At 57.8% G+C, this 14338-nt stretch carries 11 protein-coding genes and 1 rRNA gene; 6 read left to right on the forward strand and 6 right to left on the reverse strand.

The features are described from left to right. Window positions 1–95: ribosomal RNA gene (gene rrf, locus QVZ43_RS08810) — 5S ribosomal RNA — on the forward strand; the annotation flags it as partial. A gap of 384 nt (window positions 96–479) precedes the next feature. Here rrf and QVZ43_RS08815 read toward each other — a convergent pair. From QVZ43_RS08815 to QVZ43_RS08840, 6 genes are all read right to left on the reverse strand, one after another. Beyond that, on the reverse strand, window positions 480–3995 hold the full coding sequence (locus tag QVZ43_RS08815; protein WP_302909664.1) for a hybrid sensor histidine kinase/response regulator: 3516 nt from the start codon (window positions 3993–3995) through the stop codon (window positions 480–482). A 44-nt stretch (window positions 3996–4039) separates the two neighbouring features. Continuing rightward, complete coding sequence (locus QVZ43_RS08820; protein WP_302909665.1) at window positions 4040–4546, reverse strand: hypothetical protein; 507 nt, start codon at window positions 4544–4546, stop codon at window positions 4040–4042. Window positions 4547–4632: 86 nt separating this feature from the next. After that, a complete protein-coding gene (locus QVZ43_RS08825; RefSeq protein ID WP_223795371.1) occupies window positions 4633–6399 on the reverse strand; it encodes a sodium:solute symporter family protein in 1767 nt (588 codons plus the stop codon). A gap of 6 nt (window positions 6400–6405) precedes the next feature. Continuing rightward, the gene (locus QVZ43_RS08830; RefSeq protein ID WP_070968380.1) at window positions 6406–6669 is read right to left on the reverse strand and encodes a DUF4212 domain-containing protein; all 264 of its coding nucleotides are present in this window, start codon (window positions 6667–6669) and stop codon (window positions 6406–6408) included. 195 nt (window positions 6670–6864) lie between these two features. Then, complete coding sequence (locus tag QVZ43_RS08835; RefSeq protein ID WP_223795372.1) at window positions 6865–7572, reverse strand: 3'-5' exonuclease; 708 nt, start codon at window positions 7570–7572, stop codon at window positions 6865–6867. Between the two features lie 17 nt (window positions 7573–7589). Further along, window positions 7590–9509: a putative nucleotidyltransferase substrate binding domain-containing protein gene (locus tag QVZ43_RS08840; RefSeq protein WP_302909666.1), complete on the reverse strand. Its 1920-nt coding sequence runs from the start codon at window positions 9507–9509 to the stop codon at window positions 7590–7592. A 177-nt stretch (window positions 9510–9686) separates the two neighbouring features. Here QVZ43_RS08840 and smrA point away from each other — a divergent pair, with 177 nt between their 5' ends. The 5 genes from smrA to QVZ43_RS08865 all read left to right on the forward strand — a co-directional run bounded on the left by smrA (window position 9687) and on the right by QVZ43_RS08865 (window position 14307). Continuing rightward, the gene (smrA, locus tag QVZ43_RS08845; RefSeq protein ID WP_302909667.1) at window positions 9687–10268 is read left to right on the forward strand and encodes a DNA endonuclease SmrA; all 582 of its coding nucleotides are present in this window, start codon (window positions 9687–9689) and stop codon (window positions 10266–10268) included. Window positions 10269–10350: 82 nt separating this feature from the next. Further along, window positions 10351–10545, forward strand: coding sequence for a hypothetical protein (locus QVZ43_RS08850; RefSeq protein WP_223795375.1), 195 nt, complete (start codon window positions 10351–10353; stop codon window positions 10543–10545). A gap of 82 nt (window positions 10546–10627) precedes the next feature. Further along, a complete protein-coding gene (locus QVZ43_RS08855) occupies window positions 10628–11110 on the forward strand; it encodes a (2Fe-2S)-binding protein (protein WP_302909668.1) in 483 nt (160 codons plus the stop codon). 1 nt (window position 11111) lies between these two features. After that, on the forward strand, window positions 11112–13319 hold the full coding sequence (locus QVZ43_RS08860; RefSeq protein WP_302909669.1) for a xanthine dehydrogenase family protein molybdopterin-binding subunit: 2208 nt from the start codon (window positions 11112–11114) through the stop codon (window positions 13317–13319). Then, entirely contained in the window at window positions 13312–14307 is a 996-nt protein-coding gene (locus tag QVZ43_RS08865) for an XdhC family protein (RefSeq protein WP_302909670.1), read from the forward strand. The genes QVZ43_RS08860 and QVZ43_RS08865 overlap by 8 nt, the downstream gene beginning before the upstream one ends. The last annotated feature ends 31 nt before the right edge of the window (window positions 14308–14338 follow it).

A 14338-nucleotide genomic window follows, 5' to 3' on the forward strand; every position in this document is an offset into this window, starting at 1 on the left:
GGAACCACCTGATCCCATCCCGAACTCAGAAGTGAAACAGGCCTGCGCCGATGGTAGTGTGGCATTGCCCATGCGAGAGTAGGTCATCGTCAGACTCCTAATACCAAAACCCCCGACAGCACCCCTGCCGGGGGTTTTTTATTGCCCGTAGGAAAACCTGTTCGAAAAGAGCTTTTTAGCTTGTTGGTGGTGGCTGTCTGGTAGGAGGAGCCCCATTTGAAACCCGCAGGCTCGGCACAGGGAAAGATCGACGCAACACTTCAAGGCGCGATTGCTCCGAGCCGCATCTATATGGAATCAAGCCTTCACCCAGAGGCGTTCCAAGCGCGACTTGCACCGCACATGTAAGTTAAGGGCTACAGGCGGACGGGTCTGACTTCCACGAGGTTTTCCTGATCGCTATTCCATCACTCGGCAATTCAATCAGAAAATACGGCTTGCCGCAGGTATCAGTTGTCCTTGGGAGTCCCGCTTAGGCATCAATGTTTCTGCTTGAGCAGTTTGTTAACGAGCGCCCTGAGTGCCGCCGGTTTCACTGGTTTGTAGAGTACATGGTAGCCCCGGTCGTTGGCGTCTTCCCGCACTTCGGGAGCCATGTAACCGGTGATCAGGATGCCCGGAATGTCTTGCTGACAATGGTTTCGGATACTGTCCATGGCGTCCAGGCCATTTTTGTTATCGTCCAGCTGGTAATCGGCAAGGATGATTTCCGGTACCCTGTCGCCAAGTTGGTCTAAGGCATCTTCCAGGCTTTCTGCCGCAGTTACATCGCATTGCCAGTTGCCCAGCAACGCCACCATGCCCTGCAATATGGAGGAGTCGTTATCGATACACAGCACCTGCAGACCCTTCAAATTGGAAACCCGGCGTGAGCCCACAATGGAAGCGCTTTTGAGAGTGCTATTTTTTTCCGGTTTGGCCAGGGGTACGGTGATGCCAAACAGGCTGCCGCGGCCTTGCACCGAACGAACGGTCACAGGGTGGTTCAGCATGCCGCTGATGCGTTCGACAATGGCGAGCCCCAATCCCAACCCTTTCTTGTCTCGTCCCTGCTGGAAACGCCGGAATTCCTCGAAAATATGATTCAACTGGTCTTCGGGTATGCCCGGTCCGGTATCCCAAACATCAATCCGGATAAAACCTCGGAGCCGGCGGCAGCCAAGCAGGATCTTGCCGTGGGGTGTATAGCGGATAGCGTTGGACAGGAAATTCTGAATGACGCGACGCAGTAGTTTGGAGTCGGAACGTACCCACGCCGAACTGGGAACTACGCGCAGCTCAAGGCCGCGGTCCTTGGCGATGGCCGAGAAATCCGTGGCAAGGTGGCGCAGCATGTCATTGATCGGGAATACCGCGATGTCGGCCTCCAGTGCCCCCGCGTCTAGCTTGGAAATATCCAGCAGGGTACTGATGATTTCCTCGGCAGCCCCCAGCGAGCTGTCGATGTGTTCAACCAATTCGCGGGTTTCGCCATCCGTAGTCTTTCCCGCCAAAGCCGAGGAAAATAGCCGGGCCGCATTGAGCGGCTGCAGGAGGTCGTGGCTGGCCGACGCCAGGAAGCGGGTTTTACTCTGATTGGCCTGTTCTGCCACAGACTTGGCCTTGAGCATCTGTTCGTTGATGACCTGCAGCTCCTGGGTCCGCTCCTTCACCCGCTGTTCCAGGTAGATGTTGGTTTCCTTCAAGGCCTGTTCCGTGCGGCGCATCGGCGTAATGTCCTGGAACGTGGTTACGTACCCTCCGCCGGGAATAGGGCTGCCATCGATCCGCAGGACCGTGCCATCGGGGCGTTGACGCTCAAAAGACATGGCTTTTCCATCACGCATGTTGGCACAGCGCTCGGCAATGATGTCGTCGATCCGTCGGGCGCCAAGGTTTGCATTGGTCAGGTTGTAGCGCATCAGGTCTTCAATGGGACGACCGGCACGCACAAACCCCTTTGGGTAATTGAACAGTTCCAGGTATCGACGATTCCACACCACGAGTTGCTGCTGATGGTTCACCACCGAGACGCCAAGGCTGATGTTTTCGATCGCCGATTGCAGCAGCTCCCGGCTGAAGGTCATGGCCTGGGAGGCTTCATCGACAATGCTGACGACGTCCTCAATCTGCATGTCACGACCAGTGAGAGTGGATTCCAGTACCACCCTGGCAGTCGAGGCACCAATGACGGACGCCAGCTGCCGTTCGATGTATTTCATGAGATGGGTGGATGCCGGCCGGTGCGGATTCAGACGGATGGCGTTACGACGTTCGTAATTGCGGAAAACGGTTTCTGACCGCTCTTCGCCCATGAATCTATCTGTCAGGGCCTGGAGGTCGGAAATCAGGATCTCGCCCTGCCAGCTTTGCAGCTGAGGGGTGTCGTTTCGGGGTTCCGGGTCGTGGAAAAAGGAGGCAATCTGGATTTTTTCCCGGACACGTTGACGGGTGAGCAGGGACAAGGTGACATAGGTGATCACGTTGATCCCCAGGCTCCAGATAATGCCGTGACTTACCTGGTCGACATCCATACCAAACAAGGCAGTGGGGCGCGTCCAGCTGAGACCCCAGATACCCTGATTGATCAGGGATTCGGAAATCCAGCCAGTGGTTGTCAGTGCAGGTAAAAGCAGGGTGTAACACCACATAAGGAAGCCGAGTGCCAGACCCCAGACCGCACCTGTGTAGTTGCCCCGACGCCAGATAATGCCTCCGACCAACGCCGGACCGAACTGGGCGGCTGCGGCAAAGGAGAGGAGTCCGAAGGCGGTGAGGCTGTGATCTTCGCCGGCCATCCGGTAAAAACCATAGGCTGTCAGCAGCACCACGAAAATGGCAATTCGCCGAATACTGAGCAGCAGGAAACTCAGGTCGGTACGCCGGTTCATCCGGGGCCGGAAGAATTTCAACAGTGCCGGCATCACGATCTCGTTGCTGACCATGGTGGCAATTGCAACGGAGCAAACGATGACCATAGCCGCGGCCGCTGAGCCGCCCCCCAGAAACGCCAGGATCGCCAGCCATTCTTCGCCCGCCTGAATCGGAAGCTGGAGGATCAGGATGTCGGGATTGAACTGTTCACTTCCTGTTGTCAGCAGGCCGGCCGCCGCTATCGGAAGGACAAAGGCACTGGCGATGATCAGGTAAATGGGCATGGCCCAGCGGGCAGTGCTGAAGTCACGGTGATCGGCATTTTCCACCACCATCACGTGGAACTGTCGGGGCAGGCAGATAATGGCCAGCATGGCCACCAGTGTTTGGGTGACAAAGGCCGTAGGGTTAACGTTGTCAGTCGTCAGGACCCCGCCAAGGTTGGCTTCCCGAACCTGATGAAGTAAATCCCCGAAGCCGTTGTAGAGGCCGAAGCCGACGAACAGGCCGACCGCCACGAAGGCAATAAGCTTGATAAGGGACTCGAAAGCCACCGCCTGGATCATACCCCGGTGATGCTCGGTGGATTCGAGGTGCCGGGTACCAAACAGTACAGTGAACACTGTCAGTGCCAGGGTGATGTACCAGGCCGAGTCGTTCCAGGCCGAGGAGCCCCAGGGCAGGGGACCTGTGCCGCTGTCTGACAGTACATTGAAGCCCATGGAGATGGCTTTCAGCTGAAGGGCAATGTAAGGAACGCTACCGACCAGGGCAAATACCGCGATCATGGCGGCCAGCAGTTGGGACTTGCCGTAGCGTGAGGCAATGAAATCGGCAATCGAGGTGCTGTTGCTGCGTTTGCTGATGTAGATGATTCGGCGCAGCAGGGGGGCGCCGAACACAAACACCAGCAGGGGGCCGAGATAGATGGGCAGGAACGCCAGGCCTTCCTGGGTTGCCCGGCCAACGGCACCGTAGAAGGTCCAGGATGTGAAGTAAACCGCCAGTGACAGGGCGTAGATCTGGGTTCGTGCCACCCTGCGCCGGTACAGCCCTGGCCGTTTGTCGCCGGCCCAGGCGATGACAAACAGGAGCGAAATGTAGGCGATGGAAATCAGTGCCAGTAGCCAGGGGCTAAACATGTTCGGACAACTCCGTCAGGGCCAGGCGATTCACTCCCAAGGGATTAGCCGGTGCAAATAGTGTTTAACAGGGTGTCTGAATTACCCAGCACTTTCAGGTTATCGACGCGGGGTTGTCCGTCTGATCCGAGGGGAACCAGTTCCCGGGTCTGGCAGTTAAGCAGGTGAATGCGGTGGGAAACGGCATCGGACAGCTTCTGTTCGAACCGATATAAGGTGAAACTCACCACTTCGGGATTGCCGGTTTCACGACTGATGCTATCGGTATCGACGATGGAGAATGCGTTGACGTAGGGGAATGCAAAGGTCCAGGGACGCCAGACCATGCCATCACTTTCGGTGTCGACAATGACGGCTTCATCGGGTAACAGCTGCTTCTTGTGGTCGTACCAGGTGTATTCGCCATGAATCAGGTAGGCCAGCATGCCGGCACCGGCAAATACCGGGATCAGCCATTTTGGCGCTTTGTTGCGGGTGGCGGCACGGATGCCAAGGGCAATGCCGGCGGCGCCAAGGCCGCAAAATACTGTGGCGACAAACGTCCAGAACATATTTTTACTTCCTCAAAAATAGAAGGGCTTCCTCGTTGAGGAAGCCCATCCAGTCCAACTCACTGAGTCAATGAGATGGGTGGTGCTTAGTGATCCTGGGCCTGGCCTGCGCCACGCGGATAGCGAACGCTTTCTACCAGTTCCTGAATCTCAACCGGCGGTTCCTCGGTCGCATTCGACACAAGGAAGGCTACCGTAAAGTTGACGATGGCACCAACTGCACCGATGGACAGCGGTGAAATGCCCAGCACCCAGTTTTCCGGAGTGTCCGGCAGGTTGTTGGTGCCTGGGATGAACAGCCAGCCCTTGTACACGAAGATGTACGTCAGAGTGAAGCCCAGACCAGTCAGCATACCGGCAATGGCGCCAGTGTTGTTCACCCGCTTGGAGAAGATACCCATCATCAGGGCAGGGAACAGGGACGCCGCAGCGATACCGAACGCCAGTGCGACCACCTGTGCGGCGAAGCCCGGTGGGTTAGCCCCAAGCCAGGTGGCCACCACGATGGCTACCGCCATGGAGATCCGTGCTGCCATCAGCTCTCCCTTCTCGGTAATCTTCGGGTTGATGGCACCTTTGATAAGGTCGTGGCTCACCGCCGAGGATATCGCCAGCAGCAGGCCCGCTGCTGTGGACAAGGCTGCAGCCAGACCACCGGCGGCAATCAGGCCGATAACCCAGCCCGGCAGGTTGGCGATTTCCGGGTTGGCCAGTACCAGGATGTCCCGGTTGACCACCAGCTCATTGCCCTTCCAGCCGCGGGCGTTGGCCTCGGCTTCGAAGGCAGGAGATTCGTTATACAGCTGGATACGACCGTCTTCGTTCTTGTCGGTGAACTGAATCAGGCCGGTGACTTCCCACTCCCGGATCCAGTTCGGGCGATCTTCATACTGAATCGCTTCTGCTGACGTTCCATCCGGATAGATGGTGGTCATCAGATTCAGACGAGCCATAGAAGCAACGGCCGGCGCTGTCAGGTACAGGATGGCGATGAATACCAGGGCCCAGCCTGCTGACCAGCGAGCATCAGCCACCTTCGGTACGGTGAAGAAGCGGATGATAACGTGAGGCAGACCGGCAGTACCGATCATCAGGGACAGGGTGAACAGGACCATGTTCAGCTTGTTGTCCACGTCAGCGGTGTATTCGTTGAAGCCAAGATCGGTGATCACTTCGTTGAGCTTGGTCAGCAGCGGAACGCCAGAGTCCACGTGAGTGGAGAACAGGCCGATAGCCGGAAGGGCTGTGTCAGTCAGCTGCAGTGAGATGAACACCGCAGGAATGGTGTAGGCAATAATCAGAACGCAGTACTGGGCAACCTGGGTGTAGGTAATGCCCTTCATGCCACCGAGAACGGCGTAGATGAAGACCACGATCGCGGCGATCATCAGGCCCATGGTGGAATCCACTTCCAGGAAGCGGGAGAAGGCTACACCGGCACCGGCCATCTGACCGATAACGTAGGTAACGGAGGCCACAATCAGACAGACGACCGCTACCAGGCGGGCATTCTTGCTGTAGAAACGGTCGCCGATGAACTCAGGAACCGTAAACTTGCCGAACTTCCGCAGGTACGGGGCCAGCAGCATCGCCAGCAGAACGTAACCGCCGGTCCAGCCCATCAGGAACGTGGAGTTGGCGTATCCACCAGCGGCAATCAGGCCCGCCATGGAGATAAAGGATGCCGCGGACATCCAGTCAGCACCGATGGCCATACCATTGGTGACGGGGTGGACCCCACCGCCGGCCACGTAGAAATCCTTGGTGGTACCGGCCTTGGCCCAGATAGCAATCAGGATGTACAGGAGGAATGACCCCCCAACGAACATTATGTTGATGGCGAACTGACTCATTGGTTCTTACTCCTCGTGTACACCGAATTTTTCGTCGATCTTGTTCATGCGCCAGGCGTAGTGAAAAATCAGGGCAATGAATGTGAGGATGGAGCCTTGCTGGGCGAACCAGAAACCAAGGTCAGTGCCGCCGACGGGAATTCCCGCGAGCATGGGACGTAAAAGAATGGCGAAGCCATAGGAAACCAGGGCCCAGACGACCAGGCTCCCGACAATCAGGCGGAGATTCGCCTTCCAGTAGTTTTCAGCATCGTAGCTATGACCAGACATAGGATCGCTCCTCGCTTTGTTGTTGTTTAAATACAGGGTGTTGCTAGTCGATATTCCGTGTTGCGATGTTGATATTTATATAGTCGTTTTTCTACTTATTATCCTGCCTGACTTTACCCTTCAAACCATTTATAGGTATTGGCAAAAGGTCTAACAGTCAGTAAGTTGCGAGCGGCATTGCCAGTGAGATCCACGCTAGAACCGGTGCATGTTCTGTAGCCGACGATGATATTGAAGTTTGGTGTTGAGCTGCTCAACGGTTTTTACGCCGTCCTTAATGGCTTTGTTTATGGCAATCAGTGTCAGCTCGGCTGTGGCCATGGCGTCCGCGGCAGCATGATGGCGGGTGCTGAACTCCAGGCCAAAGTGTTCTGCCCAGTGATCCAGCCCCTTACCACCGGGCTTGATATCCGGGAACAGGGCCGGTAATAGATCCGCTGCATCCATCCAAAGGTGATTGCGTGTATAGCCGATCTGAAGCTTGAGGGCCTTCTCCAGGAACTTCTGATCGAAGGCGGAGTGGTAGGCCAGGATGGGGTCGCCATTCATCCACTCCAGAAGGTACAAAAGGGCATCCTGGGTTTCGTGTCCGTGGGTGAGGGCTTCGTTGCCTATGCCATGGATCAGAACAGTTTCGTCGATATTCAGTTCCGGCCTGCGCAAGATCAGGTCGAACTGGTCGTCCAGGTGAATGACACCGCCCTGGATAGCCACGGCACCGATGGCTATCACTTCGTCCCTGGCGGGGTTCAGGCCGGTGGTTTCCAGATCCAGGATGATCAGCCGGCAGTCGTCGAGCAACAAATTGCCCGACGTTTTGGGTTCTGGCAGGTTACTGAAGTCATGTTCGCCGATCTGCCGACCTTTACGCCGTTCAATCCACTGCCTGATCCGCTCCAGCATGGTTGCCTGTTCCTTGCTCAGAATTGGTAGGTGACTTCCAGTTTCTGTTGCAGGCGCTGGGCCTGGCGGAAGGACTCCCTGAGAATCCGGCGGTCCAGTGGGTTGAGGTCGTCCGGGTCAATGTAGTTTGACAGCTCTTCACCCTCTTTGAGCATTTCCTGGTGAGCCCGCATCCGGATGGCCTGAATCAGGCTATAGGCTTCGCGCCAGGCATTGCCATCTTTCGCATCGAAAATGCCTTTTTTCACCAGCGCCGACATGCGCTCCAGTGTGTTGGCGGTTTCCACTCCGTGGGCCAGGGCAAATACCCGCACCGATTCAACGAACGGAGCCAGGCCTTGCCGTTTCAGGTCCAGGGCCCGGCGGTGGTCGCCGTCGGAAACGTAGCGGAAATGTCGGAACATGGTCAGTGGGGGCTTTCTTTGCAGGGCGTTGCCCGCGAGCATTTTCTGGAACAGGGCGTTTTTGCGGATCCGGGTCAGGACCTTGTCGAGCAGAAGGCGAAGGGGCTCGGTGTCACCGTAGACGGCACGCATATCGAGAAAGATCGACGAATAAACGAGATTCTGGGGCGTGGATGCATCAATGAACCGGATGAACCACTCGTCCCACTCGTCGCCGCTAAGGCACAGTTTCGGGTTGCTGGCCATAATGTTGCCCTTGCACAGTGTAAAGCCGCACTCAGCCAGTTCTTCATTGACTGTGCGGGCAAAGGGCAGAAGTTTCTCCCGGACCTGATCCGCGGTCATGCCCTCCGGCGTCTGGAACAGAATGCCATTGTCCTGGTCGGTCAGCAGCGTCTGTTCCTGTCGGCCTTCGCTGCCAAACGTCAGCCAGGTGAAGGGGATGCCTGGATCGTTGCGCTTCAGGTTCAGCTCCAGAACCCGTCGAACGGTGACATCGTTCAGGGTGGTAATGATCTTTACGACCTGGCCTGAGTCGGCACCATGGGCGAGCATTGAATCCACCAGACGAGACACATCCGATCTCAGGCTCACCAGGGTTCGCAGGTGGGTGGCGGTACCGATGGTCCGGGCGAGATGGACCAGGTCCACACGCTGCAGCGAAAACAGGTCGCGCTCAGAGACCACGCCAATCAGGTGCTCTTCCTCATCCACGACGCACAGGTGTGCAAAGTGGTGCTCGGCCATAAGCATAGCCGCTTCAAAGGCGTCAGCGTCCGACGTCAGGGAGCTGGGGTTGCGGGTCATCACCTGGCCAATGGGGGTATCAAGCGGGCTTTTTCCCTCGGCGACCATGGTGCGTAGATCCCGGAGTGTGAAGATGCCGGTGGGGTGGCGGTTGTCGTCGGTGATGATGATACTGCCGACGTTGTTGTCGTGCATGCGTGCGACTGCCTTGCTGACCGGCAGGTCGGGCGAGCACACAATGGGGTTGCGAAGCGCGTAGTTTTCGAGCGGTGTGTCCAGCGTATTGCTGGAGCCCATGGAGGCCATGGCCTTAGACTGAAGGCGCTGGTTCACCTGATCCAGCAGGCTGCTCACGCCCCGCAGGCAAAAATCCCGGAACGGCTCGCTGTCAGAAAACAGGGTGACAAAGGCATCCTGCTCAATGCTCAGGCAAAAGGTATCCCCGGCGGCCCGGTGAAGGGTGCGGGTGGGGCGCTCGCCTATCAGTGCGGCCAGCGGAAAACATTCTCCCACGCTGATTTCGAAGGTGGTTTCCGTCCGGTCTTCTTTTTCCGACGGGCGCTCACCACAAATCCGGCCCTGCTTCACAACGTAAAAACGTTTTACCACGCCCTCCTCAGGGGTGATTACCGGGTCTCCGTCGGCATAGAAGCGCAGAGTGGCGTGCTCGGCGAAATGAGCGAGGTGGGCATCATCCATGTTGGAAAAGGGCGCGTGTTCCCTGAGGAAAGTCATGATGGCCCGTGTGTTCTGTGGCCGGTTGCTGTCCTGGGGGGAGCCTGCCATGAAAAAGTCCTTTTCCTTCTTATTATCGGGTCTGCCGACCCATAGTTTAGTTCACCGAGAGGGCGAAAATCGTTTCGATCTTGGTCGAAGTTCAGGGCTGTGTCTCCGCTGCTTTATGGCCGGCAGAGTGGATGGTAAAGTCATTCGGTTGTTAACCATTAATTCAGTAGCATCGTCATGACGACTAAAGAAGAACGTCTGAGCTTCCTGGAAGAGATGAAAGACGTTCGGCGTATCAAGAAGCCCAACCGGGCGGATATCAAAGCGCCGAAGGACCTGACGCCCGGGCATCTGGAGCGCCAGCGTGCGGCGACTGCCAGGCCCATTATTGACCGGAATCCACTGACCTCCGATATGGTCGAGCCTCTCAAGGCTCACGATGTCCTGGAGTGGATGCGACCGGGGGTTCAGCACGGTGTCTTTCGTAAACTCAGGCTTGGGCAATACCCCATTGAAGCCCGGTTGGATCTGCATCGGATGACTGTGGAAGAGGCGCGCCGGGAAGTGTTCACGTTCATTGGAGACTGCGTTCGCTACGGATTGCGCTCGGTGATCATCCTGCATGGCAAGGGTGAACGGAATCCAGATGGCATTGCCCAGTTGAAGAGCTATCTGGCCAAGTGGTTGCCGGAACTCAATGATGTGCTGGCGTTCCATTCGGCTCAGAAACACCATGGCGGAACCGGAGCCGTGTATGTCATGGTGCGCAAAAGTGAACGGGATAAACAGAATAATCGTGAGCGTCACGGAAGCCGATAACAGGCTTCCGTGAGGCTCACTTTTGATAAAAACGCCCTTGAAAGGGTGGCTAAAAAACGAATTACGCGAGTAGAGGTATCTTGTGAAGAAATTGATGTTGGTGATGGTGGCAATGGCTGCCCTGGCTGGTTGTAAAGACCGGGTTATCTGGAATGACAATGGCAAAATGAGTGGTGCAACCAGCGAAAATCGTGAGATCTGGAATACCAATGGCAAGATCAACAACGCGGACCGGAAAATCTGGGTGAACGCTGACGGCAAGGAAGTGGTCAAGTAAGCGTTGGTTGATTCGAACCTGCCAACAATAATATCCGCCGCCCTGAAAGGCGGCGCGCAGAGAGCAGATGGAGCACAGGGATATGGCATTACGCCTGACGGTAAACGGCGAAGCGCGTTCGCTGGAGGTTGACGGAGATACCCCGCTTCTGTGGGTGGTTCGTGACGAACTGGGGTTGAAGGGCACCAAATTCGGCTGTGGTGCCGGGTTGTGCGGCGCCTGCACGGTGCATCTGAATGGTCAACCTGTCCGGTCCTGCTCCACGCCGGTTGAGATGGCAGCTGGCGCTGAAGTGACGACCATTGAAGGACTGTCTGAAGGGGGGCAGCTTCATGCGTTGCAGCAGGCCTGGATTGACCACAACGTGCCCCAGTGTGGTTATTGCCAGTCAGGACAGATCATGAGCGCGGCTCATCTGCTGGCTAACAACCCGACACCCTCCCGGGACGACATCGTGGCCGCGATGACCGGCAACCTGTGCCGGTGCGGAACCTATTCCCGGATCGTTGCGGCGGTCGAATCGGTCGCCGGTACCGCTGGCTCTGCGGAAAAGGAGGGCGCGTGACATGACCTTGAGTCGACGCGATTTCCTGAAAGTCGGGGTTGGCACTTCCGGTGGACTCATGTTGTCCATGAATCTGGTGGGTTGTGCTGCGGGCGTGAAGAAGGGGTACGAGCCGGAAACCGGAGAATGGACGCCGGACGCCTGGCTGGAGCTCACCACCGATGATCAGATCTTCTTCACGCTGGCTCGTGTGGAAATGGGGCAGGGCACCTACACTGGCCTGACTACCCTGGTTGCCGAGGAGCTGGAAGTGGCTCCTGAAGCCATCACCCCCCGGTTTGCGCCTGCCGCTCCCGAATACCGAAATCCCCTGTATAAACTGCAACTGACTGGCGGCAGTACCAGCCTGGCCACGAGCTGGGAGCCACTTCGAACCGCCGGTGCCTCGGCCCGGACCCTCCTGGTTCAGGCCGCTGCCCGGGTGTGGGAGGTGGATCCGGCCGAATGCACGGCCCGCGATGGCGTTGTCGTGCACCCGAATGGCTCGGATTCGATTCGTTATGGCCGGCTGGTTGAGCTTGCCTCGAAAGAAGAACTTCGTGATGACGTGGCTCTGAAGCCCCGCAGCGAATGGAAATACATTGGCCGTCAGAGAGGGCGCCTGGATGCCCGGGCCAAAGCGACTGGAACGGCTGAATACGGTATCGATGTTGAGTTGCCGGACATGGTCTACAGCGTGGTCACCCGTTCGCCCCGATATGGCGGCCGGGTGGCTTCGTTCAACCGGAGCGATGTGCAGGCAATGCCCGGCGTGATCGATGTGATTGAAATCGAGCGGGGCGTTGCCGTCGTGGCAGAAAGCTACTGGAAGGCCCGCAAAGCCCAGAATGAGCTGACCGTCGAGTGGGATTTCTCCGACGCGTTCTCGATGTCCACCGACCAGGTGTTCGACTCCTATCGCAAGGCCGCGGATGACGATGATGGGGGCTCCGAACGCAGTGAGGGCGATTTCGAGGAGGCTGCCGATGCGGCCTCACGCATGGTGGAAGTGGAATACGAACAGCCTTACCTGGCTCATGCCACGCTGGAGCCCATGAATGCCACGGCCTGGTATCAGGGGGACAAAGCCGAGGTCTGGGCGCCGACCCAGGCACCGGACCTGGGGCAGATTGCCGTGGCACGGGTAACCGATCTGTCGCCTGATGATGTGGTGATTCATACCACTTTTCTGGGCGGTGGATTTGGCCGTCGACTGACCCAGGATTTCATCGAAGAAGCGGCCGAGGTGTCCTACAAGACAGGGCGTCCGGTCAAGGTGATCTGGTCCCGGGAGGAAGACACCCGCCACGACCTGTATCGTCCGGCCATGCTGCATCGGATGAAAGCCTCGATATCTGAGGGCGCGGTTACCGGATGGCACCACCAGATCGTGGGGCCTGAAATCCTCGCCTGGTACGTTCGCAACGCCGCGCCGGCCCAGTTCCCCTGGGCGCCCAAGTTCATGTACGACACATTGGGGTCGGTCGGCGTCCTGTTTGAAGGTCTGGCGACACCCAAGGATGTGTCCGCCATCGAAGGCGCGGTTGAGTACCCCTACGCTGTGGACAACATCGATATTCGCCACACGCTAACCGACCCGGGCTTGCCCGTGACCTGGTGGCGTTCGGTGGGCTATTCCCACAATGGCTTTGCCGTTGAAACCTTTATGGATGAACTGGCCCATGAGATGGGGAAAGATCCTTATCAGTTCCGACGGGACCTGCTGGCAGATGAGCCCCGGCATCTCGAGGTTCTTGATCGTGCCGCGCAGCTGGCGGGCTGGAATAGCCCGGTTCCCGAAGGTCGGGCCCGGGGCATCGCCCTGTTCAAGAGTTTCGGAACCTACATTGCCCAGGTGGTGGAAGCCGGCATCGAAAATGGCGCGATTCGTGTCTACCGGGTGTCCGCAGCGGTTGACTGTGGCCAGGTGGTGAATCCGGATATTGTCAAAGACCAGATCGAAAGCGGTGTGCTGTTTGGTCTGACTGCTGCGCTCTACGGCGAGATCACTCTACAGCAGGGGGAAGTTCAGCAAAGTAATTTCCACGACTACCCCCTGATGCGCCAGTACGAGCGCCCTGAGATCCAGGTGGATATCGTGGATAGCGAGGAAAACCCCACCGGTGTTGGTGAACCCGGTGTGCCGCCGGTAATTCCGGCGCTGGGTAATGCGCTGTTTGCCCTCACCGGTCAGCGCCAACGTCGCCTGCCGTTGAAGGCCGATGTCTGACCTCACTATGGGCCGGTCCGTTTCGAGCGGCCGCCTCTCGGTGCTTCGGGATGTCCTTGGTTGGTTGGAACAGGGGGAGGGTGTGTGGCTGTGCACCATCGTCCAGACCTGGGGATCATCACCGCGGCCCGAGGGCTCATGGCTGGCCGTCAGCAGTTCCGGTATGTGGAGTGGCTCTGTTTCCGGCGGTTGCCTGGAAGAGGATTTGCTCAGGCGGGCAGCCGAAGGCGGCCTGCTAACACCCGAATTGATCGACTACGGCATAACGGAGAGCGATCAGCACCAGTTCCAGCTTCCCTGCGGTGGGCGCATCAGACTATTGGTGGAACCGCTGGAAGGCGAGCGCTCAGCCGGGCATGTGGCTGCGTTGGTCGATGCCCTTGAGCAGCGCAGCCCAGTTTGTCGGCGGGTTTCACTAGCCGGTGAGGTGGAGTTCGAGCAGGCCCGCTTCGGCGGACGATTCCACGTACATTTTGATGGCGCAGAGTTGCAGCACCTGTTGCAGCCCGAGTGTCGTTTGCTGTTTATCGGGGCTGGTGAAGTGGCCCGTTACGCCGCAGAATTCGCCAGCGCCGCCGATTTCGACGTGACTTTGTGCGAGCCGCGGGAGGCATTTGCCGCTGGCTGGAGTCACGCGAATATTCCCCTGGTTCGGCGATTGCCGGATGACCTGATTGCGGAGCGGTTCAGTGACGCATGGTCGGGCATTCTGGCGTTGGCGCACGATCCTCGGGTGGATGATATGGGCTTGTTGGCCGCACTCCAATCCGATGCCTTTTATGTCGGCGCCATGGGGTCGAAAAAAACATCGGCTGCGCGACGGGAGCGACTGGCTTCGCTGGGTGTGGATGAAGCATCGCTCCAGCGCCTGAAGGCGCCCATAGGTGTGAGCATCCCCAGCAAGACTCCCGCAGAGATTGCCATTTCCATCGTTGCCGACCTGATTGCCGAGCGGCATCGTTTGCGGCAAACCTCTCCAGCCCTATAATGACGGGATTCAGCGCCCTCGGGCGCGCCTG

The sequence above is a fragment of the Marinobacter suaedae genome, assembly GCF_030519635.1.
Taxonomy (GTDB): Bacteria; Pseudomonadota; Gammaproteobacteria; order Pseudomonadales; family Oleiphilaceae; genus Marinobacter; species Marinobacter suaedae.

Excerpts from the sequence above, each read along its gene's own strand:
- QVZ43_RS08830 (WP_070968380.1), bottom strand. The coding sequence starts at position 6,669 with ATGTCTGGTCATAGCTACGATGCTGAAAACTACTGGAAGGCGAATCTC.
- smrA (WP_302909667.1), top strand. The coding sequence starts at position 9,687 with ATGACGACTAAAGAAGAACGTCTGAGCTTCCTGGAAGAGATGAAAGAC.
- QVZ43_RS08855 (WP_302909668.1), top strand. The coding sequence starts at position 10,628 with ATGGCATTACGCCTGACGGTAAACGGCGAAGCGCGTTCGCTGGAGGTT.
- QVZ43_RS08865 (WP_302909670.1), top strand. The coding sequence starts at position 13,312 with ATGTCTGACCTCACTATGGGCCGGTCCGTTTCGAGCGGCCGCCTCTCG.
- QVZ43_RS08835 (WP_223795372.1), bottom strand. The coding sequence starts at position 7,572 with ATGCTGGAGCGGATCAGGCAGTGGATTGAACGGCGTAAAGGTCGGCAG.
- QVZ43_RS08820 (WP_302909665.1), bottom strand. The coding sequence starts at position 4,546 with ATGTTCTGGACGTTTGTCGCCACAGTATTTTGCGGCCTTGGCGCCGCC.
- QVZ43_RS08815 (WP_302909664.1), bottom strand. The coding sequence starts at position 3,995 with ATGTTTAGCCCCTGGCTACTGGCACTGATTTCCATCGCCTACATTTCG.
- QVZ43_RS08825 (WP_223795371.1), bottom strand. The coding sequence starts at position 6,399 with ATGAGTCAGTTCGCCATCAACATAATGTTCGTTGGGGGGTCATTCCTC.
- QVZ43_RS08840 (WP_302909666.1), bottom strand. The coding sequence starts at position 9,509 with ATGGCAGGCTCCCCCCAGGACAGCAACCGGCCACAGAACACACGGGCC.
- QVZ43_RS08860 (WP_302909669.1), top strand. The coding sequence starts at position 11,112 with ATGACCTTGAGTCGACGCGATTTCCTGAAAGTCGGGGTTGGCACTTCC.